At 60.0% G+C, this 20784-nt stretch carries 18 protein-coding genes and 1 pseudogene; 17 read left to right on the forward strand and 2 right to left on the reverse strand.

What is annotated here, in order from left to right; translation table 11 throughout:
• Positions 1-160 precede the first annotated feature (160 nt).
• The gene (locus FQ185_RS26425; protein WP_149420021.1) at positions 161-1858 is read right to left on the reverse strand and encodes a sulfatase-like hydrolase/transferase; all 1698 of its coding nucleotides are present in this window, start codon (positions 1856-1858) and stop codon (positions 161-163) included.
• 389 nt (positions 1859-2247) lie between these two features.
• Here FQ185_RS26425 and FQ185_RS26430 point away from each other — a divergent pair, with 389 nt between their 5' ends.
• From FQ185_RS26430 to FQ185_RS26510, 17 genes and pseudogenes are all read left to right on the forward strand, one after another.
• Positions 2248-3600 (forward strand): UDP-glucose/GDP-mannose dehydrogenase family protein, encoded by a 1353-nt coding sequence (locus FQ185_RS26430; protein WP_149420022.1) that lies wholly within the window; start codon positions 2248-2250, stop codon positions 3598-3600.
• Entirely contained in the window at positions 3597-4655 is a 1059-nt protein-coding gene (locus tag FQ185_RS26435; RefSeq protein ID WP_149420023.1) for an NAD-dependent epimerase, read from the forward strand. The genes FQ185_RS26430 and FQ185_RS26435 overlap by 4 nt, the downstream gene beginning before the upstream one ends.
• Positions 4652-5398 (forward strand): sugar transferase, encoded by a 747-nt coding sequence (locus FQ185_RS26440; protein ID WP_149420024.1) that lies wholly within the window; start codon positions 4652-4654, stop codon positions 5396-5398. Before FQ185_RS26435 ends, FQ185_RS26440 begins: the two co-directional genes overlap by 4 nt.
• Positions 5399-6046: a CpsD/CapB family tyrosine-protein kinase gene (locus FQ185_RS26445; protein WP_149420025.1), complete on the forward strand. Its 648-nt coding sequence runs from the start codon at positions 5399-5401 to the stop codon at positions 6044-6046.
• A 22-nt stretch (positions 6047-6068) separates the two neighbouring features.
• Positions 6069-7094 carry a polysaccharide biosynthesis/export family protein gene (locus FQ185_RS26450; RefSeq protein WP_149420026.1) on the forward strand — a complete coding sequence of 342 codons (1026 nt, stop codon included), beginning with the start codon at positions 6069-6071 and terminating at the stop codon, positions 7092-7094.
• Positions 7095-7111: 17 nt separating this feature from the next.
• Complete coding sequence (locus tag FQ185_RS26455; protein ID WP_149420027.1) at positions 7112-8704, forward strand: Wzz/FepE/Etk N-terminal domain-containing protein; 1593 nt, start codon at positions 7112-7114, stop codon at positions 8702-8704.
• Positions 8701-9789, forward strand: a complete 1089-nt coding sequence (locus tag FQ185_RS26460) for a glycosyltransferase family 4 protein (RefSeq protein WP_149420028.1) — start codon at positions 8701-8703, stop codon at positions 9787-9789. Before FQ185_RS26455 ends, FQ185_RS26460 begins: the two co-directional genes overlap by 4 nt.
• Positions 9786-11153, forward strand: coding sequence for an O-antigen ligase (locus FQ185_RS26465; RefSeq protein ID WP_149420029.1), 1368 nt, complete (start codon positions 9786-9788; stop codon positions 11151-11153). The genes FQ185_RS26460 and FQ185_RS26465 overlap by 4 nt, the downstream gene beginning before the upstream one ends.
• Positions 11150-12118, forward strand: a complete 969-nt coding sequence (locus FQ185_RS26470; RefSeq protein ID WP_149420030.1) for a glycosyltransferase family 2 protein — start codon at positions 11150-11152, stop codon at positions 12116-12118. The genes FQ185_RS26465 and FQ185_RS26470 overlap by 4 nt, the downstream gene beginning before the upstream one ends.
• On the forward strand, positions 12111-13247 hold the full coding sequence (locus FQ185_RS26475; RefSeq protein WP_149420031.1) for a glycosyltransferase: 1137 nt from the start codon (positions 12111-12113) through the stop codon (positions 13245-13247). The genes FQ185_RS26470 and FQ185_RS26475 overlap by 8 nt, the downstream gene beginning before the upstream one ends.
• Before the next feature lie 12 nt (positions 13248-13259).
• Positions 13260-14261, forward strand: a complete 1002-nt coding sequence (locus FQ185_RS26480; RefSeq protein WP_149420032.1) for a polysaccharide deacetylase family protein — start codon at positions 13260-13262, stop codon at positions 14259-14261.
• Positions 14258-15562 (forward strand): oligosaccharide flippase family protein, encoded by a 1305-nt coding sequence (locus FQ185_RS26485; protein WP_149420033.1) that lies wholly within the window; start codon positions 14258-14260, stop codon positions 15560-15562. Before FQ185_RS26480 ends, FQ185_RS26485 begins: the two co-directional genes overlap by 4 nt.
• A pseudogene (locus FQ185_RS31230) lies at positions 15559-16008 on the forward strand (hypothetical protein); the annotation flags it as partial. The gene FQ185_RS26485 and the pseudogene FQ185_RS31230, both read left to right, overlap by 4 nt.
• Positions 16009-16373: 365 nt before the next feature.
• On the forward strand, positions 16374-17063 hold the full coding sequence (locus FQ185_RS26495) for an N-acetyltransferase (RefSeq protein WP_149420035.1): 690 nt from the start codon (positions 16374-16376) through the stop codon (positions 17061-17063).
• Between the two features lie 4 nt (positions 17064-17067).
• Positions 17068-18294 (forward strand): GNAT family N-acetyltransferase, encoded by a 1227-nt coding sequence (locus FQ185_RS26500; protein ID WP_149420036.1) that lies wholly within the window; start codon positions 17068-17070, stop codon positions 18292-18294.
• Positions 18266-19057, forward strand: a complete 792-nt coding sequence (locus tag FQ185_RS26505) for a ChbG/HpnK family deacetylase (RefSeq protein ID WP_149420037.1) — start codon at positions 18266-18268, stop codon at positions 19055-19057. The genes FQ185_RS26500 and FQ185_RS26505 overlap by 29 nt, the downstream gene beginning before the upstream one ends.
• A 115-nt stretch (positions 19058-19172) precedes the next feature.
• Positions 19173-19859 (forward strand): GNAT family N-acetyltransferase, encoded by a 687-nt coding sequence (locus FQ185_RS26510; RefSeq protein ID WP_149420038.1) that lies wholly within the window; start codon positions 19173-19175, stop codon positions 19857-19859.
• Here the strand turns inward: FQ185_RS26510 and FQ185_RS26515 are convergent.
• The gene (locus tag FQ185_RS26515) at positions 19856-20704 is read right to left on the reverse strand and encodes a class I SAM-dependent methyltransferase (RefSeq protein WP_149420039.1); all 849 of its coding nucleotides are present in this window, start codon (positions 20702-20704) and stop codon (positions 19856-19858) included. The two genes, FQ185_RS26510 and FQ185_RS26515, sit on opposite strands and share 4 nt — an antisense overlap.
• Between the last annotated feature and the right edge of the window lie 80 nt (positions 20705-20784).

Here is a 20784-nt window from a genome sequence, read left to right on the forward strand (position 1 = left end):
TAGAGCGATGTGCAGAGTTTGAACCGCGCGTGTCTGCGCTGGTTGCGGTGTGCGCCGGGGGTGTATCGGACGCGGTGGGGACAGCCTTCGGATCCGGGTTGAACGGGCCGGCCTCACCGCGGGCAAGCCCGCGATGGCGTCGTCTCAAACAATCGAGATCTTACTGCCCCACCGCAACACTGGCAGGCACCTGCGACGGCGTAACAATGCTGTTCAGATCGATGTGTTTCCACTCAGGCTGGGCCCCGAGCCGCGCATTGAACCGATAGTTAAACGTGAACTCATCGGCGGTCGGCACGCTCAGCGGCTTGCCATACGCCGCCTCAACCCCCGCCAAGTCATACCCCATCAACTGCAACAACGTCGGGAAGATGTTGTAGTGGCTGGAGCGATCCTTGTTGCCGGCCAATTGCGCTTGCCAGTCCAGGGTTTTCAATTCGCTGCCCGAAATCACCACCAGCGGCACCAATCCTTCTTCCACCACTGGGTCACCGCCACAGTGCGTGTTCAACCCGGGGTTGCCCCGTTCATGCAGATCCTGCCCGTGGTCCGAGGTGTAAATCAGCAACGCGTTATTCATATTCGCCTGAGCAAACACCCGCGAGAAAAACTCCCCGACATTCCATAGCAACGTGTTCTTGTAGGCATTGCGGTACAACACCCAATCATCCGGCTGGCCATTGAAACCATCACGTTTACCGGTGTCCGCCACCTCGACAAACTGCCCCCGAGGCAAGGTCGGACGATAGGCCATGAACGCGTCCGGGTACTTGTCGTGCACCGGGAAATGCGCGCCCACCTTGTTAATCAGCACCAACTCCGGTTTACCGTCATTGAGCAGCTCGACCAGCTTCGCCGCCGCCGCCATGTCGCGATCACGTACGCTGGTCTGGTCAAATTGCACGAACTCGTCGATGTCTTTTTTCTCGGCATCGTTCATCAGGTTCTGCAAGTTGCCAGCGGTGCGCTGGGCATCAATGTAAACGGTGCGCAGGCCGGCTTTTTTCGCGTATTGCCAGATCGATGGCTGCGTGCTGTTGATCCGCATGTAATCGGCGCGGGTGCCGCCATAGCGCAAGGTGATGTTGGTGTCGGCGCTGCAATTGGCAATCGATGCGGCATAGCCGAAGTTGAAGATATCGACGCCCGCACGCGCCTCCTTGAGATTGCTGTGCACCCCGAACGGCGTGTTGATGTCCAGGTAGTTACCGGAAATGCTCTCGTCGATGATCAGCACAATGTCGTGGCCAACCGGCTGATCGTTGCGCGCCAGGCGCACTGGTTCGCGGGGGCCGACGGTGTTGTGCAGGGTTTCATAGGTAAACAGATTCAGATACGCCAACGGCGTGTACATGATCGGCAGTCCCCGGGCGCCCTCGCCGGCCCGCATGAACAACACCGCACTGAGCAAAAACACCCCAAGCACCGGTGCCGCAACGAGCAGTGCACCCGGCAAAGGAAAACGTCGACGCGGCTTGAGCCCGATGCCGAACAACAGCAGCAAACCACCGACCACCCCACTGATGATCGCATCGCGGTACTGGTACGCCGCTTCCTGGATGAACCCGCCGGAATACACCAGCGACACGAAGCTGCTGTAGGACAGGTAATCGGCCGTGACCCGCGTGTAAACATCGAAGAACACTGCCGAGGCGAACATCGCCAATGCGAATAGATGCCGGATGAGGGTCTGGCGGATATACGCGGCCATGAACAGCGCGACTGTCAGAACAACGAACATTGCGCTAAACAGCATCACTGGAAAGCCAATTCCCATGGCACTCAGGCGTTCAAGGTAATAGTCGTAATTACCGATTAAATAGAGAACTAACAGCAGCTCTTTGAGATATCGAATCATTGTCTTTCCGCCGTTCGCCGAGGGCATTTGGCCAATAGATTGTCGGCCATTTTTTGACACTAGCACCGGGCCATCAAAGCGCAAGAAATGTCGGACCTTTCTAAAAAGCGTCAAAAAATTGTTGACTCAAATCTGACACACTCAAGAGGCTGTAACCCTCGTGTTTCAAGCTCTACGACCGTTTATCGTTTTCTTTTAGATGTGAAAAACCCGTCAAAACCGCGGTAAATCCAGCAGCGGCAAGCACTTGATGGCAAATAGCCCCCAAAACTGGGGCTGTCATATCAGAGCAACATGTCATTTTGCTGACACGGTTTCCCACGGCTGGGCTATACCCCTTTTGACCGTCTCAATTCAGTTTTTTCCACCGACTTACGAGGCACGCCATTATGGACGTGAGCGTATTTGGTACGGGCTACGTTGGCCTGATACAAGCAGCGGCACTGGCCGATGTCGGACATCGCGTCTTATGTGTCGACATTGATCCAAACAAGATCAAGCAACTGCAACAAGCCGTACCGCCGATCAGTGAACCGGGTCTTTCCGGCACGCTGGAAGACAACATCAAAGCCGGCCGATTGCTCTTCACCACCCAGGCCAGCGACGCGGTCGAACACGCCGAGCTGATTTTCATCGCGGTCGGTACGCCCGCCGATGAAGACGGGTCTGCAGACCTCAGTCACGTACTGAATGTGGCTCGCCAGATCGCCAGTTTCATGGAAGCCGACCGCACCCTCATCATCAAGTCCACAGTGCCGGTCGGCACGGCGGACCAGGTAGCCGCCACCGCCAACGAAGAACTGCACCGTCGGGGCAAAAGCGCACTCAATGTACGGGTCGTGTCCAACCCGGAGTTTCTCAAGGAAGGCAGTGCCCTGGCAGATTGCATGCGCCCGGACCGAATCATCGTCGGCACCAACGACGATGAAGCACGCAACCAGATGAGCGAGCTCTATGCACCGTTCTGCCGTAACCGTGAAAAGCTCATGTTCATGGATAACCGCAGTGCCGAGCTGACCAAGTACGCAGCCAACGCGATGCTCGCCACCCGCATCAGTTTCATGAACGAACTGGCCAACCTTACAGAGTTGCTGGGGGCCGACATCGAAGCGGTGCGCAAAGGCATCGGCTCAGACCCGCGCATCGGTTACCACTTTATTTACCCTGGTTGCGGCTTCGGCGGCTCGTGCTTCCCCAAGGACCTGCGCGCGCTGCTGCGCACCGCCGAACACAACGGCATGCCGTTGCGTCTGCTGCGCAGTGTCACCGACGTCAACGACAGCCAGCGTCACATTCTCTTCAGCAAACTGAAAGCGCGTTTCCCTGGCGGGCTGGCCGGCAAATCCATTGCGATCTGGGGTCTGGCGTTCAAACCCAACACCGATGACATGCGCGAAGCACCCAGCCGTTATCTGATGGATGCGCTGTGGGCCGAAGGCGCGAGCGTGCAGGCCTACGACCCGGAAGCCATGTCCGAATGCCGACGCATTTATGGCTACCGCAACGACCTGCACCTGTGCGCCACCCGCGACGACACGCTGGAAGACGCCGACGCGCTGGTGATTTGCACCGAGTGGAAGAACTTCCGCGTCGTCGATTTCGACCTGCTGGCAAACAAACTGCGTTCGCGGGTAATTGTCGACGGGCGCAACCTCTACAACCCGGAACAAGTAGCTGCGGCTGGTTTGCACTACAGCGGCATCGGCTTGCGGCATATCGTTCCCGAGGCGCTGCGCCCATGAAAATACTCGTGACCGGAGCGGCCGGATTCATTGGTGCCCATTGTGTGTTGCGGCTGTTGCGCGACGGGCATCAGGTGTGTGGGCTGGACAACTTCAACGACTACTACGACCCGCAACTCAAACACGATCGCGTGAGTTGGGTGCAGGAGCAGGTCGGCAGTTTCCAGCTCGACACGATTGACCTGGCCGATGCCCCGGCCATCGACGCACTGTTTGCTGAAGAAAAACCGGAAGTCGTGATTCACCTCGCCGCTCAGGCCGGGGTGCGTTACTCACTGGAAAATCCCCGGGCCTACCTCGACAGCAATTTGAACGGGTTCCTGAACATTCTCGAAAGCTGTCGCAATCACCCGGTCAAGCATTTGATCTACGCCTCATCCAGTTCAGTGTACGGCGCCAACCAGCACACACCTTACTCGGTGAAGGACGGCGTCAATCACCCGCTGTCGCTGTACGCCGCGACCAAGAAAGCCAATGAACTGATGGCCCACAGTTACAGCCACCTGTTTGGCGTTCCCTGCACCGGCCTGCGCTTTTTCACCGTGTACGGCCCTTGGGGCCGGCCGGACATGTCGCCGATCCAGTTCGCCCGGGCGATTGCCGAAGGCAAGCCACTGAAGTTGTTCAACTACGGCGAGCACCAGCGGGATTTCACCTACATCGACGACATCATCGAAAGCATCGCCCGGCTGATCGAGCGTCCACCGCAAGCCAATCCTGAATGGGATCGCAAGCAACCGGACCCGGCCAGCAGCATGGCGCCGTGGTGCATCTACAACATCGGCGGCCAGCACCCGGTGGAACTGAAAGATTACCTGGCGCTGCTGGAAAAACACCTTGGACAAAAAGCCCTCGTCGAGTTGCTGCCTCTGCAACCGGGCGACGTGCTCAACACTTGTGCCGACGCCAGCGACCTGGCTCGGGCTACCGGCTTTCAGCCTTGTATCGAGCTGGATGAGGGACTCGGGCGCTTTATCGCCTGGTTCCGCGATTACTACCCACTGCCTATCGCCCACGCGCCGCTAGCGGCTGAACTTCAGCGGAGGATTTTATGACTGGACATGAACAAGGTGTGCCGATCAAACAGATGCGCCGAGACAAGCGTCTGGATCCTGAACACCGAATGCGCCTTGACGCTGCGATTCACATGCAAGGTCGCGGCTGGTTGACGGGCCGCGACGGCGGCCGGCCATGGACGCTGTCGCGCACCAACCGGGTGGTCGCCTGCTTCGGTGCGCTGGTGATTCTGGTGCTGATCTCACCGGTGCTGCTGGGTCTGGCGCTGGCGATCAAATTCAGCAGCCCGGGACCGGTGATGTTCGTACAGAAGCGCACCGGCTACCGCGGTCGCCTGTTCGGCATGTACAAGTTCCGCACCATGGTGGCCAACGCCGAGGAGCTCAAAGAGTCTCTGCGTCACCTGAACAAGCACGGTGCCGACGCCATCGATTTCAAGATCGACAAGGACCCGCGCATCACTGGCATCGGCGGTTTCCTGCGGCGCAGCAGCCTGGATGAGCTACCGAACCTGATCAATGTAATGACCGGCGATATGCGCCTGGTGGGCCCTCGGCCAACCTCGTTCAACGCCTATCGCTACAAGGATACCCACCTTGCACGCCTGAGCATCTACCCCGGCATGACCGGCCTGTGGCAGATCTCCGGGCGCAGCAATATCGACTTCGACCAGCGCGTTGAGTTGGACCTCAACTATATCGCCGAGCAGAGCCTCTTGCTTGATCTGAAGATCCTGTTGAAAACCCCCTTCAAAGTATTCAGCGGCCACGGAGCAAGTTAAATGGACGGTTCATCAGCCAAAAGCCTAAGTATTGCCAACCCGAGCGAGTCCAACCTGACGTCGACTGTGCTCGATCACGATCTGCGGATCCTCCTCCTGACCGCCGCCAACCCCGGCGCAGGCACGACCACCAGCGCCCTGGCGCTGGCCGGTCAACTGGCGAAAATGAGCAGCGGCCAAGTGCTGCTGGTAGATGCCAGCCAGTCAGAGACCAACCTCACGCAACAGCTTGGGTTAACCAAGGAGCGCGGTTTTCGCGACCTGCTGTTCAACACACAGAGCCCGCCGCTGTTGCAGGACTGCGTGGTGAACGTCTCCAGCTTGCCCTTCCACGTCCTGCCCAACGGCCGGTATGTGCGCAGCATCGAACACCTGACCCCCGAACGCCTGGGTCCATTGCTCGACCAGCTCGGCAGTCAGTATCGCTTCGTGGTGATCGACGGCGACGCGGTGTATTCAGCCGCCGACACCCTGGTCATCAGCACCCAGGTGGACGGCGTGATCCTGGTCGTGCGTTCTGAAGACACTCGCTGGGAAGTCGCCCAGGCCTCGGTTCAGCGCCTGACCCAGGCCGGCGCGAAACTGGTCGGCAGCGTGTTCAACCGACGCAAGTACTACATGCCCAAATGGCTCTACAAAAACCTGTAAGCAACCAGAAAAGGATGACGACATGAACGCCAAAATGCTTGTCCTGCTGTTGCTGCCGCTTGCGGGTTGCTCCAGCACTTCCGAAACCCAGAGCATGCCGGTGCAGATCCTCACGGCCTCACCGGCCAACGCCCAGGCCACCGACATGCCCAAGGTCGAACAGACCTTGCGGCCTCAGGATGTGCTGGATGTGATCTTCCGCATCAGCACCAGCGGCTCGGATGCCTACCGCATTCAGTCCGGTGACCAGATCGGCCTGAACTTCACCGCAGCCAGTCAACTCAACGGCAGTCAACTGGTGCTGCCCGACGGCACCGTCGAGCTGCCGGGCGCCAACACCTCGGTGAAAATCGCCGGGCTGACGTCTGAAGAAGCGCGCCAGGAAATCCAGCGTGCCTATCAACGCAAACAGCTGTTCCAGCCCAACCGCAACCAGTTGTCCGTGCAGGTCATCAGCCCGCTGAGCAACGAGACAAACCTCAAGAGTGCCCTGAACCACCCGGGCACCGGCATGAGCCGGGAGATCACTGTGGGCACCGACGGCTACGCCAGCTTCCCGGAAATCGGCGCCGTGCCGCTGCAAGGCATGACCGTCAATCAGCTGGAAACCTTCCTCAACAAACGCTACGCGCAACTGCCGGGGCGGATGACCGTCGACGTGCTGCTCAAGTCCACCGCAGGTAACGAAATCTACGTACTGGGCGAAGTCGGCCAACCGGGCTCTTACCCGATCCGCCGGCCGGTCTCGGTGCTCGAAGCACTGACCCTGGCCCGTGGCACCAACGTCAAGGCGCGGCTCGATTCAGTAGTGATCATGCGCCGCAACGGCAACCAGGTTCAGGCCCAGCGCTATGACGTGGAAAAAGCCTTGTCCGGCGATGCGTCGCAGATTGCCTACCTGCAACCGGACGACATGCTCTATGTGCCCAAGACCAAACTGGCCAGCGCCGGTGAGCTCGCACGGCAACTGGCGGACGTGGTGTTGTTTCAGGGCGTGGGCTTCAGCTTCGGCTACCGCGTCGACAATAAAGACAGTGACAGCAACTAACTCTCAGGTGACCTGACATGAATCCAAAGGAAAACTACCTGCACGAGTTCTTCAGGATCTTCTTTGCCAACAAGCAGTTGGTAAAGCGAGTCTTCCTGGTCTTTGCAGTGATCGCCCTGGTCTTGCCGCTGATGCTCAAACAGAGCTTCGATATCACCGCCCAGGTGATCGTGCAGTCCAAAAAACTGTCCCAAGGGGACGCCACGACCTCGCTCAACCAGGAGAACGCCTCGTTCATTCCACCGTCCCTGGCGGACATGGAAACCGAGAGCAATATCCTGCGCTCGCCGGCCCTGATCCGTCAGACCATCAGCGAGCTGCGGGACAAGGGTGAATACACCCCGACGCCCGGCATGTTCAACACGATGGTGACCCAACCGCTCAAGCGCTATGTCACTTCGCCGTTGCGCGAGTACGTGATCAACCCGGTGCGCGATGCGCTCGGGCTTGAGACCGATCCGGTGCGGGACACTACGCTGGATGCGCTGACCCAACAGGCCATCGATAGCTTGAAGATCGAAACCCTGCCGGGCTCCAACGTGATCTCGATCATCTACAGTTTCGGCGACCCGACCCAGGGCACCAAGTTTGTCGCGGCGCTGCTGCAGAACTTCCTGGTCAGTCGTCAGGCGCTGCAGTCGATCGATCTGCCGCAGTCGTTCTACGAAACCAAGAAGACGCAATATCAGGTGCGCCTTGATGGCCTGGAAGGCACTCGGTTGGGATTGCTTGAAGAGGTCGGCTCATCCGATCCAAAGGAAGAAATCACCTTCCGCCTCAATGCCATCAACACTGAGGAGCAAGCCCTCAACCTGTATCGCGACCGCCTGCTGCAAAGCCAACGCTGGCTCGACTACCTGAAAACCAGTCTCGCCGCTGCCAGCAATTCCAAACTCAACGACTACACCTTCCCCTACACCTTCACCACCACCGTGGACAACGTTGCCTTCGAAGATCGTGAGATCAAGCAGATGGGTGAAGCACTGACCACTCAGGTCAGCCGCTACATGAACGATCTGGCGATCTTCCAGCCGGGCAGTGAGCCGATGCTGCTGACTCGCGAGCAAATCGCCCGCACCCGCCAGCAGTTTCTGAAGGTCGTCAGCAACCGGATTCAGGAGCGCACCAGTGATCTGGCGATTGTCAGCGCGGTAATCGACCAGAAGACCGCGCGCATTGCCGAGTTCAAGAACCGCATCCACCAGTTGCAGCAAACCCAAAGCAAGCTGCGGCAGATGGACACCGAGATCAACGCGTTGCACGCGGCGTTCTCCACCTACGCTCAGCGCTTTGCCGAAAGCAGCACCGCTCGCTCGCTGGACAACGACCTGTCCAACGCTCGGGTGCTCAGCCCGCCGTACGAACCGACCGAGGCCGCGTTTCCAAAGCCGGGTCTGATCATTCCGTTCGGGTTGCTCACCGGTTTGCTGTTAGCGATCGCCCTGGTCTACGTGCGTGAGTTCTTCGATCATCGCTTCAAACACCCTGCGCAAATCACCCATGAACTGGGCTTGCCGGTGCTGTTGGTGATCAACGACCAGAAAGTGTTGCCGACCAACCCGCACAAGAACTGGACCGTGCCTAGCTTCGTGCATTGGGTGCGCAATTGAACGCGCCGCTCACCCCTTCCCTGCCGATCATTCATTTGCTCAGCAGCGGTGGCTTCTACGGGGCTGAGCGGATGCTGCTGGACCATTGCCTGGCGACGCCGGGGCAGCACCAGGTGCTGTTTCTCGACGCGCCGCCAGAACTGGTCGCGCGGTTTCGCCAGGCGGGGGTCGACTGTCGTGGTTGCGCGGGGCTGGGGCAATTATTGGGGCATTTGCGTCAGCGGCGCACTGCAAGGCCGCTGATCAATACGCACAATTTCAAAGGTCTGTTGTTTGGCTGGGTCGGCGCAACCTTGTTGCGCTTGCCGTTGGTGATTACTCAGCACGGTTTCACGCCGCGCAGTCGCAAGCAGAAGTTCTACACCTGGTTGAGCCTGCAACTGTGCCGTACGGCATCGGTGGATCGCGTTGTCTGCGTCGCCGAAAGCATCGCCACACTGTGCCGCCAGGCCAGTGTGCGGGCGGAGAAACTGCAAGTGATCCCCAATGGTTTGCCGGCGGCGGCCGCTCTACTGCCCCACACCACCGGACGCCAGCGTTGGCTGGCCGGTTATGTCGGGCGACTGAGCAGTGAAAAAGGTCCGGACCTGTTTCTCGATGCGCTGATTTCGCTCTGTCAGCAACACCCGCAACTGGACGCCGTGATGCTCGGCGATGGCCCGGAGCGGGAAGCGCTGCTGGCGCGAATCAACGCTGCAGGTTTGCAGGATCGCATCACCCTGCCGGGCTATCAGATCGACATGAATGTGTGGTGGCGACAACTCGATGCGCTGGTGATCAGCTCGCGCACCGAAGGTACGCCAATGATTCTGCTGGAAGCGATGCAGGCCGGAGTGCCGGTGGTGGCGTTTGGTGTCGGCGGGATTCCCGATGTGCTGGAGGATCGGCACAACGGCCTGCTGGCAACACCCGCCGACAGCGCTGCCCTCGCCCGCCAGATCGGCACGTTGTTCACCGAACCGGCACTGGCTCGCGACCTGATCAACAACGCAAAACGTACACAACTGGATCGCTATGACCTCAAGGCCCTGGCCGAACGCTGGTCGCAGCTTTATATCCGTACTGCACGGGAGGCACGCGCGTGATTTTTCCGCTCTCGATCGTCAGTCTGTTCGCCCTGGTCTGCCTCGGTTTGCTGGCCAGCCCTTATCCTTTTCTGGCACCGGGAGTGGTGCTGGGCCTGGTGGGTGTCGCAGTGCTCTACCGCAAACCCACGTGGGGTTTGCTGGGCATTGCGGCATTGCTGCCGTTTGAAGGTTTTTTCAAGGACAGTGCGCTTTCAGGCACCAAGTTCATCGGCGCGTCGCTGGCGCTGATCCTGATGCTGCAATTGGCCATTCACCAGATTCCGTCCGAACGCCTGCGCAGCAACATCTGGCGTTACCTGATCTGGTTCATGGTGCTGTACATGCTGAGCCTGCTGACCACCGATGAAATGGGCATGTCGATGGGTCATCTGCGGGAACTGAGCGTGGGCCTGATTCTGTTCGTGATCACACTGCTGATCGGCCGCGAATTGAACATGGACCTGTTCGCCAAACTGGTGACCCTGAGTGTCTCGCTGACCTGCGCGCTGGCGATGTTCTCCAGCAAATATCAGGACCAGGGGCGCGCCGCCGGCCTGCTGGAAGACCCGAACGCCTTTGCCATGCTGATCGCCTTCGCCGTGCCATTGGGCCTCCTGCTGGTGATCCGCAGTCCGAACTTTCTGCACCGTTTGTTCTGGTTGGGTTGCTTTATTTTGCTGCTGGGCGGCATGACCAAGACCGAATCCCGTTCGGGGCTGGTGGTGCTGTTTCTCAGCCTGATGATCGGCGCCTGGCACTACCGCGTAGAACTCAAACGCATACGTCCGCGGCATCTGGGCTTTGCCATGCTCGGCATGGCGATCGTGATTCCGCTGGCCATTTATGCAATGCCGCCCGGTTACATTGAGCGCATCCAGTCCTTGAGCATCTTGAAAGCCGGTGCCAAGAGCCAGGATGAATCCCTCGGTCGTCGCGCCTCGTACATCGTGGTCGGCAGCCAGATGATCCGCGAGAACCCACTGCTGGGCACCGGTCCCGGAACCTTCCCGCTGCACTACGCCACCACTGGCTATGCGAAGGCGTTTTCAGCCAACCGCAAAGCCGGCGACCTGTACCGCCGGGCTCACAACACTTACCTGGAAATCTTCAGTGAGCTGGGGATTCCCGCCGGCCTGTTGTTCGTCGGCATGCTCACCCTCGGCTTGTACAACCTGGCCCGCGCGCGCCGCGTCTGGTTGCAGCGAAAAAACCGGGAGCAGGCTGATTTTCTGACCCACCTGAGCATGAGTTTCCTGTCGCTCACACTGTTCTTGATGTTCCTCAGCGCACCGAACCAGAAGTACGTGTGGATCATGCTTGCCCTCACCAGCGTGCTGCGTTTGAAAGCCGAAGAACGCCCACTCATGGAGGCCAAGGCATGAGCCGCATCAGCATTGTCATTCCGATGTACAACGAAGCCCGGCATATCATCCGGACCTTGCTCGCCGCGCAACACGCTGCCGACGCGGCCGGGGTGGAATGCGAGTTGATCGTGGTCGATAACGGTTCCGAGGATCAGGGTCCGCAGATTGCCCGCCAGTTCGGTGCCCAGGTGTTGGTCATGCCTGGCCTGTTGATTGGTGCCCTGCGCAATCGCGGGGCCGCCGTCGCCACCGGGGAATGGCTGGCCTTCATCGATGCCGACATCGAGATGCCTGAGGATTGGCTGACGCTGTTGTTGAAAATAGAGCCCGCGGTTCAAGTCGACGTCCTGGGACTGGATCTGCACACCCCGGCCGAAGCCCCGTGGTATGCCAGTGCCTGGCAACGCCGCATGCTGCGCCCCAGTGCCGAAACGGTGCAAACCGTGCGATGGCTGCCCAGCGCCAACCTGCTGATGCGTCGTCCCTGGTTCGACAAGGTCGGCGGCTTCGATGAAACCCTGCGCACCGGCGAAGACAAGGACTTCACCATGCGCCTTTGCCACGCAGGCGCTCGCTTGCTGTCGGTCAACCAGAGTGTGGCCCTGCATTGGGGTTATGAGGGTAGCTGGGGCGAATGGATGGGCAAGGAATTCTGGCGTCAGGGCAGTCACCTGCAGTTACTGCGCAGCAACGGGATGAGCATGCGTTTGCTACGGTTCCCGATGCTGTCGATTGCCGCCTGGGTGCTGGATATTGCGGCGATTTTTGCCCTGCTCAACGGCCAGGTCCATCTGACGCTGTTCCTGTTGCTGATAACCAGTCTGCCCGCGCTCGCCCTGAGCATGCGCCAGAGCATGAAACACCGTGACCTGCGTCTGACACTGCAACTCTGGGGCCTGCATTGGGTGCGTCTGCAACTGGCCGGCGCCGCGTTCATTCTCAGTCTTTGTCATTGGAATGCCAGGAGGCCTGCCCGTGGCTGAATTCATTTTCTGGTTGTGCCTGTTGTTGCCGGTGTATGCCTACCTCTGCTATCCGCTGCTGTTGACGCTGCTGGCGCCATTCTTTGCTCGTCGCCGTCATGGGCCGGCGCAGCCGATGGATGTGAGCATCGTCATCGCCGCCCATAACGAGGCCCGGCATATCGAAGAGAAGCTGCGCACCGTACTCGCCCAGGATTATCAGGCGCGCACGTTGCAGATCATCCTCGCCAGCGACGGCTCGACGGACGACACCGTCGCCTGCGCACTCAAGATCATCGACCCGCGCATCACCGTGCTCGATCTGCCTCGCCAGGGCAAAGCCGCGACGTTGAACGCAGGCGTTGCCCTGAGCACCGGCGACATTCTGGTGTTCACCGACGCCGACAACCAATGGTCAACGCACACCCTCGGTCATTTGCTCGCGCCCCTGGCTGATCCGCAAGTCGGCGCCTGCGCCGGGCATATGGTGATTCCGGTCACCGGCAAAGGCCTGAGCATTGGCGACAGCCTCTATCGGCATTACGAAGGCTGGCTGCGTAAAGTGGAGAACCGCACCGGCTGCATGGTTTCCGCCGACGGCGCCCTGCTCGCCCTGCGTCGCGAGTTGTTCCAGAACGTGCCGGCGGAGGTCAACGATGACTTCTTTATCAGCACCTGTGCGCCGGTTGCGTTCAAACGCATTGTCTACGTGCCCGAGGCGCAGGTGATCGATCAAGGCGTCGATGAAGCCGACAAGCAATTCCGTCGCCGTCAGCGCGTCACCGTCGGCGGCCTGCAAAGCCTGGCCCAGCGCCGTGAGCTGCTCAATCCACTGAAGCATGGCCTGTATGCGATTGCACTGATCAGCCACAAGTTGATCCGCCGCCTCGCGCCAATCCTGCTGCTGCCGTTGCTGTTGAGTAATTTCTGGCTGTGGGAAGAACACGGTTTCTATCGCCTGAGCCTGATCGCACAACTGCTCGGTTACGCGGCGGCCATCGCCGGTCTGCTGGATTGGCAACACCGTTTGCCCAAACCCTTTCGCCTCGCCGCGTTCCTTCTGGTGACCCTTGCCGGGATGAGTATCGGTTTGTGGCAGTTCTTGCGTGGCCAGCGGTACGCCCAGTGGAACCCCGAGCATAATCGTTGAGAGAACCGAGCCATGGCGATCAAACAACTATTAAAACGCACCAGTGGCTGGCTCTATCTCAACTCGCCGGTGGGACGCAATCAACTGCATGGCGCCGGCGTGATCCTGATGCTGCACCGGGTGCTGGCCAACGACCGCGCCGCCGACCTGCCCCATCGCAATGAACTGTGCGTCGGGCCGAAGGCCTTCGAGCATCTGCTGGTCTGGCTGAAAAAACACTTCGACTGTGTGCCGTTGATGGAGGTCTTGCAGCTCGGCGCGCGGCGCTCGGAGCGGCCGAAAGTAGCGCTGACCTTCGACGATGGCTGGCGCGACAACGCCGTGAACGCCTTTCCTCTGCTGCAAAAACACCAGGTGCCGGCGAGCATTTTTCTGTCCACCGATTTCATCGGCAGCCGCCAGCGCTTCTGGTGGGAAAGCATCGGCGAGACCCTGTGGAAAAGCCATGGTGAAAAGGCCCGGATGCACTTGATTGCAGGCCTGCAACAGGTCGGCCGACCGCTGCCGGTACTGCTCGATGATCTGGATGTGCAGCGTCGCAGCCTGGCGCTTTTGCATTTTCTGCAAAGCCTGAAAACCCTGTCTCCGGACGATCTGAACCGACTGACCGATGAGTGCCCGCAGGAGTCGTTGCCACAAGCGCTGGACTGGCATCAGGTTCGCTCGCTGGAAGCCTCGGGACTGATCCGCTTCGGCCCTCATGGCGCCAGTCACGCAATCCTCACCGGCCTCGACGATCAGCGCCTTGATGAAGAACTGAGCCGCAGCCGCGATGCGCTGTTGAACGGCTGCAACCGACCGCTGCCGGTCTACTGCTACCCCAATGGCGACAACGATGCGCGGGTTCGCCAGCAGGTGGCCGACCACAACTTCCCCTTTGCCCTTGGCACCGACACGGGGATCTATCGAGGCATCGAAGATCCGCTGGCCCTGCCACGCTTCGGTGTCAGCCAACGCACCGCGCGTAATCCGCAGTTGCTGTCCTGGCGTATCTACCGTGGGGCCCGTCCATGAGCCGTAGCAACTACCTCAAGCATCTGGCCCTGAGCATGGGCACCAAACTGGCAATGATCGTCTTGCGCTTGCTGCGCAACGTGTTGCTGGCGCGGATTCTCGGGCCCAGCGAACGCGGCTTGTTTGCACTGCTCAGCACCCTGCCCGACCTGATCAGCGCCGCCACCAGCGGCGGACTGAATTCGGCGGTGGGCTTTCAGGCCGCCAAGCAACGGCCCATGGGGTTGCTGCTGAGTCAGGTGCTGGTGTTCGGTTGTTTGCTCGCCGGGTTGCTGACCTTGCTGGTGGTGGCACTGACTCGCGAGTTCGGCAGTGAACTGGACATCACCACGCAGCTGGGCTTGCTCGCCTGGCTGTTGCTGCTGGCGGTGCCGCTGACCGTGCTTAAAAGCGGGCTGCTGACGCTGCACAATGCCTCGGGCGGCGTGGTGGCGTTCAATGCCTTGCGACTGGTGGAATCCCTGGCGCCGCTGCTGCTGTTCCTCGCCTTGTTCTGGATGTGGAAAGACGCCGCCCTGGAAGCCGCGCTGATCAGTTGGCTGGCCGGTATCAGCCTGGTGGTGCTGGCCGGCTGGTTCTGGCTCAAGCGTGCCCAGCCGCTGAAGCTGCAATGGGATCGCACCAGCCAGAAAGAACTGCTGCGCTACAGCGCACGCAGCCATCCGGATTTGCTGTTCCAGCAAGTGATTCTGCGTTCCGATTACCTGTTCATCGGCGCCCTGCTCGGCAGCACCGCACTCGGTCATTACGCCATGGCCAGTGCCGCCGCCGAGTTACTGCTGATCGTCCCGGAAGCGGTGACCACGCCCCTGATGAAACGCCTGCTGCAACAGGAAGAAGGCATCGAAAAAGTCACGCCACTGGCCTTGCGCCTGACCGCCACCGTGATGCTCGGTGCCTGCCTGACGATGGCACTGATAGGTGAGTGGCTGATCATTACCCTGTTCGGCGCCGTCTATCAGCCGGCCTATCCAGCCTTGTTGGCGTTGCTGCCAGGCCTGCTCGGTCTGTGTTACGCAAGCATCCTGCGCCTGGACCTGCTGGGCAAGAATCGCCCCGGTACTATTTCGCTGTTGATGGGCTTGAGTGCCTTGCTGAACCTGGCGCTGAACCTGGTGTTGATCCCCGCTTACGGCATCGTCGGTGCCGCAGCGGCCTCGTCCATTGCGTATCTGGCGGTGACCATTGCGCTGCTGGTGATGTATTGCCGGTTGAGCCACGTACCGGTCTGGCAAACCCTGATCATCCTGCCCAGCGACATCGCACCGATGCTGTTGATGCTGCAAAGGAAGTCGGCATGAAACGCCTTGCGCTGCTGTTGAGTCTGGGCCTTTCGCTCAGCGTTCACGCTGCGCCGATGCGCTGGGCCGACATTCGCGACGGCCGTCTGTATCTGCAACCGGATCGTCCCGACACGCTGACCGTCCGTTGGGTGCCGGCGTGGCAGGCGGATGCCAACGAAGAGCGTCTGTACCTGCTCGACGGCCGAGGCAAACTTGAGGACGAGCGGTTGATTGCCGCCAGCGAATCGCGCGGTAGCCAGAGCTGGCCATTGGCGCCGAGCGCCGCCCGTTATCAACTGGAAATTCCGGGCTACAGCTTTCGGCGTTACACGGTTGAACACGCGGTGCTTGCCGGCAAGTTCCACGGTGGCGTCGGCGCCCTGCAAGCGCAACGGGTGGGTGACGGCAGAAAGCTTTCGCTGGCCCTGAAACCGTATCAGGCCTATTGGCAGTTCGACACCGTCCCCCAAAGGCATGTTGCGAGTACTCGGGACGATCGCTTCGAGGTCGACGTGCTGGCCATGACCGAGGACGTCAAGCGCAGCTTGCTGGGAGTCAACAAAGGCACGCGCTTGCAGCGCGTGGATCTGACCGGAGCCAGGTGTCCGTTAGCCAAAGGCTCACTGCGTTATTTCGGCGCCGACAACCGGACCCGCGACGCCCCTTTCAGTTGCCAGGACGGTCGCGTCAGCTTCGAGCTGCCAGGACGGACCCTGTTCAACCTTAGCTGGAGCGCTTCATGAATCGCCATCTATTGCCTTGCGGCGTCGGTCATTTTCCGCGCCTCGCATCACTCCACTTACGGCCGTTGCCGTCAGGAGTCAATAACATGAGTGTGCTAAAGAAACTCAGTGGTCACATCAAACAAAAAGGCCTGCGCGCCACCCTCAAAAAGATATGGAAGCATTACGTGTTTTCCCATGAGGAACTGTTGTGGATGGAGCGCGATCTGGTGACTCCGGTGCCGCCGCACAAACTCAGGCCCTACGCGCCACTGCGGCTGGAAACCATCACCCCGCAGAACACAGCGGCGTTCACTCGCCACTTCGGCGACCGCGTAGAAACCATGGCTGAACTGGCCCGCGAGGGTCATACCGGACACATGTACCTGGATGATAAAGGCGATGCGGTGGCCTTCATCTGGGGCAGTGCGCGCGACTACCACGACCGTCATTACTACGGCTGCTGGTTCCCGGTGAAAGAAGGCGAGTTCTTTGAATTCGGCGGTGAGCAGATCCGCGCCTACTGGGGGACGTTGCTGTCGCTGGACTTTCAACTGAACCTCTGGAAAGCCATGGCGGCTCAAGGCTGCAACAAAGTGGTGGATGTGTGCGAGACCCACAATATTCCGGCCCTCAAGCTGCACATTCGCATGGACTACAAGGAACAAGGGCGGATCATGAACGTCTACGAGCTGTTTGGTCGCTGGCGCTTCTACCGCGAAACCCGTTACAGCGACTCACGTCTGGATGCCTTGCGCAAACCGGCGCGTGAACCCGCTACAGCACCGGCGACCTGACCCTATGGCAGCACGATTCGAATGGCGCACTTCGCTGTGCTCCGCAGACTTCCCGACAGCGGCTTATGAAGCGCTGCGCCTGCGTGTGACAGACCACACGCCGTTCAACACACTGGCCTGGATGTGTGCATCAGAACAGGCATTGACGGCCGGAGAAAACTTGCACGTTTTGCTCGGCTGGCAAGGTAACGAGTTGGCGTTGTGCCTGCCGCTGGTGATGTCCGTTGAGCGCATCGCAAAGCTGCCGTTTCGGGTGCTGCATCACCTGGGTTATCCCCTCACCGACCGCCTCGCCTTGCTCGCCAGCCTGGACGCCGAGAACATGCGCAAGGCGTTGATCGAGATTCGCCGTCGATTGCCGCATGCACTGTTACAACTCAATGAGCTGACCGAACACCCGGGAGAAGAAAGCGCCCTGACAGAATGGATGGCTCATAGCTCCACCCGCGAGCGACGCTTGAGCTGTCGAGCGCCGGTGCACCTGATCAGCGACGCCGACCACCAGGAGATTTCCGGAGATCCGCGCTACAAACTGCGCCGAGCGCGAAAACGGATTGCCGCGTGTGGTGCTCAAATCCGGCGGATCACGCCCGACGCATCGACCATGGGGCCGTTGTTACAGGCCATCAGCGAAGTCGAAGCGGTGAGTTGGAAAGGCGATGAAGGCGTCGGGATTTTTGCCGATGAGCGCCACCGCCAATGGATGGACCGGGCCTTCACCGCCCTCGCCGCCCGAGGGTTGGTGCGGGTCGTGGTGCTGGAACTGGACGGACGCTGCATCAGCTATCGACTCGGGCTGCTGGAACAGGGCCGACTGTACGATTACAACCTGGCATTCCTGCCGCAATACGCCGATCTGGGCAGCGGTCGGGTGCTGCTTGAAGAATGGATTCGTTGGGGGCTGGAAGACGACTGGCGCTGGATCGACGCCTCGCGCGTCAGCCTGGAAAACTCCAGCCATCAACTGCATGAGCGCATGACCGGACAACAGGAACACTGGCGCTGGAGTTTCTATTCCTGGCGCCCCAGCGGCCTTGCCCTGGGGTTGGCCCTGCGGGTTTGGCAGCGGCTCAAACCTTCGCTGCAAAAATGGCGAGCCAGGCGCGCGGCGGCAACCGTCAAGCTGACGCCCGTCGTCGCTCCCGTGACCGTTCCCACTATCGAACCGGTTACGCCCACCGAAAAAATCATGGAGGGAGAACATGCCTCGCCAAGTCATAGTCAACGCTGACGATTTCGGCCTCAGTGCCTGTGAAAACGCGGTGATCCTGGGGGCTTTCCAGGCCGGGATCATCAGCTCCGCGACCGCCATGGCCAATATGCCGGCCTTCGAAGCAGCGTGCGTCCTGGCCCGGCATCCGTTGCTGGAGGGGCGTATCGGGTTGCACTTCAACCTCACCTACGGGCGACCACTGAGTCGGTCGATTCTGAGTCGAACGACCTTCTGCGACAGCGCCGGGGTTTTCGACCTCAATCTGCCTCGCCACCGCCTCTGGCTCAACCGACGCGATCGCAATGCGGTGCTCGAAGAGCTCGAAGCGCAATGGCAACGCTGTCTGGACAATGGCGTACGTCCCAGCCATCTGGATTCTCATCAGCACGTCCACAACATTTGGCCCATCGGCGAGATCGTCGCGCGCTTCGCCGCACGCCAAGACGTTCCGGTGCGGCTGGCGCGCAATCTGGGGCAAAACCTGAGCCTGCCCAAACGCGTGTTCAAGGAATTGCTCAATCGTCGCTTGCGCAGCCTGGCCGGCATCACCGCCGATTATGTGTGCACGCCAGTGGACCTGCGCGATACCGATATGCCGACCGATGGTGTGCTGGAAATCGTCGCCCATCCGACCCAGCTCGGGGCCGATTTCGGCGATACCTATTTGCCTCCAGATGCGTCGCTAACCTACGTGCTAGAGCATCGGCTTCCAGGAGTGCCACGTATTTGCTACGGCGATGTCAGCGGGTTTGTGCAGGCCGGTACAGCGGCACTTGAATAAGTTACATAAGTTGCAACAAATTCAAAGCTGGCGCTTTGACATGAACTTGCAACCTTGATCTATACCCCTCAAAAGCGTCATTCACCACACCCTGGCCTTGGCTACGGAGAGCGTTATGAACGTCATCGACAAGCTTCGCGAACGCATCAAACAAAAGGGTCTGAGCGGCACGTTCAACACGCTGTGGAAGCGTTATGTGTTCTTCCATTGGGAGCTATTGTGGATGGAGCGCGACCTGGTCAGTGCGGTACCGCCGCACAAGCTGCGTCCGTACTCCGGCGTGCGCCTGGTCACCATCACGGCTGAAAACGCCACGGCCTTCACCAAGCACTTCGGCGACCGCGTCGACACCATGGCCGAGCTCGCCGCCGAAGGTCACACCGGGCAAATGTACCTGGACGAAGACGACCATGCCATCGGCTTCATCTGGGGCAGCATGCACGACTATCACGACCGTCACTATTACGGCTGCTGGTTTGCGGTCAAACCCGGTGAGTTCTTCGAATTCGGTGGCGAGATGACCCGCAGCTACTTCGGCACCAGCCTGTCGGTGGACGCCCAGATCAACCTCTGGGCGGCGATGGCAGCCCAGGGCTGCAACAAGGTGGTGGACGTCTGCGAAACGCACAACATCCCGGCACTCAAGCTGCACATCCGCATGGGCTATCACGAACAGGGCCGCGTGACCCACGTCTATGGCCTGTTCGGTCGCTGGCGCTTCTACCGCGAAACTTCCTACGAAGGATCGCGCCTGGACCCACTGCGCAAACCAGAACGGCCGGCGGTGACGGCGTCGGCTTAAGGCTGATTCACGGGTTTATCGGGTGGACCGTGGCGCGCCATTCGCTTCACCCCCATCAACGAAAAACACAACGGCAACTGCGCCGTCTGCTGCTGATAGCGGTCGTAGAGTTCCTCGCGGTTGGAATGCGGGTATTCCTTGAAGTGGCTGATCTGCAGCCCCGCCCCGATTGCACCGGTAAAGATGGCGCCCAGGGTGTGGACGAACCAATAGGACGCCGCAGACTGTTGTTCGACTTTGCCTTCGTAGACGATCGGCTGGTTTTGCACGAAGGGCTCGCTGCGAAAGTACGAGCTCTCCGGGCGATAGGGATCGGCGGCCTCGGGGTCGAACATTTCCAGGAACGGATGGGTTTCGTACACCACCAGCGCGCCGCCGGGTTTTAGCGTTTGCGCGACGTGACGGAAGAATTCGCCGATGTCCGGCATCCAGTTCAGTACGCCGATGGTGATCAAGGCCACGTCGAAGCGGCCCTGAAGTTCATGCGGCAGATGATGAATATCAGCCTCGATGAATTCGGGCGCATGGGGCGAGCGAGACGCCAGCTCCCGCGCCTGATCGAGAAAGGCCCCGGACTGGTCGACGCCCACCACGCTGCACGCCCCCAGCGCAAACAGCGAAAGACTTTCACGGCCGTTGTTGCAGCCCAGTTGCACCACGTCTTTGCCATCGACACCGACCTGCTCAAGTAACTCGGTCAGGGTCTCATCCAGGCAGGAAAAATCCCCATGGCCCACGTCGGTCAAACGGGCTTGCCATTCAGGGGTGTCTTTGTGGTGTCGGGCGGAATCGTTCCAGGCATCGCGGTTGCTGGCGATGGCATTTTCTTTTGTCGGCATTTCCATTGCGCGCTCCAGATCTCGGGTCTTGTGACTGCACGAGTCTAGATCAGCGTTTTGCATAACCATTGGGCATTTGTTGGGAC

It is taken from the genome of Pseudomonas sp. ANT_H12B (genome assembly GCF_008369325.1).
GTDB lineage: Bacteria > Pseudomonadota > Gammaproteobacteria > Pseudomonadales > Pseudomonadaceae > Aquipseudomonas.

Bases quoted from the DNA above. Each gene is read 5' to 3' on its own strand.
- FQ185_RS26425 (WP_149420021.1), bottom strand. From the start codon at position 1,858: ATGATTCGATATCTCAAAGAGCTGCTGTTAGTTCTCTATTTAATCGGT.
- FQ185_RS26430 (WP_149420022.1), top strand. From the start codon at position 2,248: ATGGACGTGAGCGTATTTGGTACGGGCTACGTTGGCCTGATACAAGCA.
- FQ185_RS26435 (WP_149420023.1), top strand. From the start codon at position 3,597: ATGAAAATACTCGTGACCGGAGCGGCCGGATTCATTGGTGCCCATTGT.
- FQ185_RS26440 (WP_149420024.1), top strand. From the start codon at position 4,652: ATGACTGGACATGAACAAGGTGTGCCGATCAAACAGATGCGCCGAGAC.
- FQ185_RS26445 (WP_149420025.1), top strand. From the start codon at position 5,399: ATGGACGGTTCATCAGCCAAAAGCCTAAGTATTGCCAACCCGAGCGAG.
- FQ185_RS26450 (WP_149420026.1), top strand. From the start codon at position 6,069: ATGAACGCCAAAATGCTTGTCCTGCTGTTGCTGCCGCTTGCGGGTTGC.
- FQ185_RS26455 (WP_149420027.1), top strand. From the start codon at position 7,112: ATGAATCCAAAGGAAAACTACCTGCACGAGTTCTTCAGGATCTTCTTT.
- FQ185_RS26470 (WP_149420030.1), top strand. From the start codon at position 11,150: ATGAGCCGCATCAGCATTGTCATTCCGATGTACAACGAAGCCCGGCAT.
- FQ185_RS26480 (WP_149420032.1), top strand. From the start codon at position 13,260: ATGGCGATCAAACAACTATTAAAACGCACCAGTGGCTGGCTCTATCTC.
- FQ185_RS26485 (WP_149420033.1), top strand. From the start codon at position 14,258: ATGAGCCGTAGCAACTACCTCAAGCATCTGGCCCTGAGCATGGGCACC.
- FQ185_RS26495 (WP_149420035.1), top strand. From the start codon at position 16,374: ATGAGTGTGCTAAAGAAACTCAGTGGTCACATCAAACAAAAAGGCCTG.
- FQ185_RS26500 (WP_149420036.1), top strand. From the start codon at position 17,068: ATGGCAGCACGATTCGAATGGCGCACTTCGCTGTGCTCCGCAGACTTC.
- FQ185_RS26505 (WP_149420037.1), top strand. From the start codon at position 18,266: ATGCCTCGCCAAGTCATAGTCAACGCTGACGATTTCGGCCTCAGTGCC.
- FQ185_RS26510 (WP_149420038.1), top strand. From the start codon at position 19,173: ATGAACGTCATCGACAAGCTTCGCGAACGCATCAAACAAAAGGGTCTG.
- FQ185_RS26515 (WP_149420039.1), bottom strand. From the start codon at position 20,704: ATGGAAATGCCGACAAAAGAAAATGCCATCGCCAGCAACCGCGATGCC.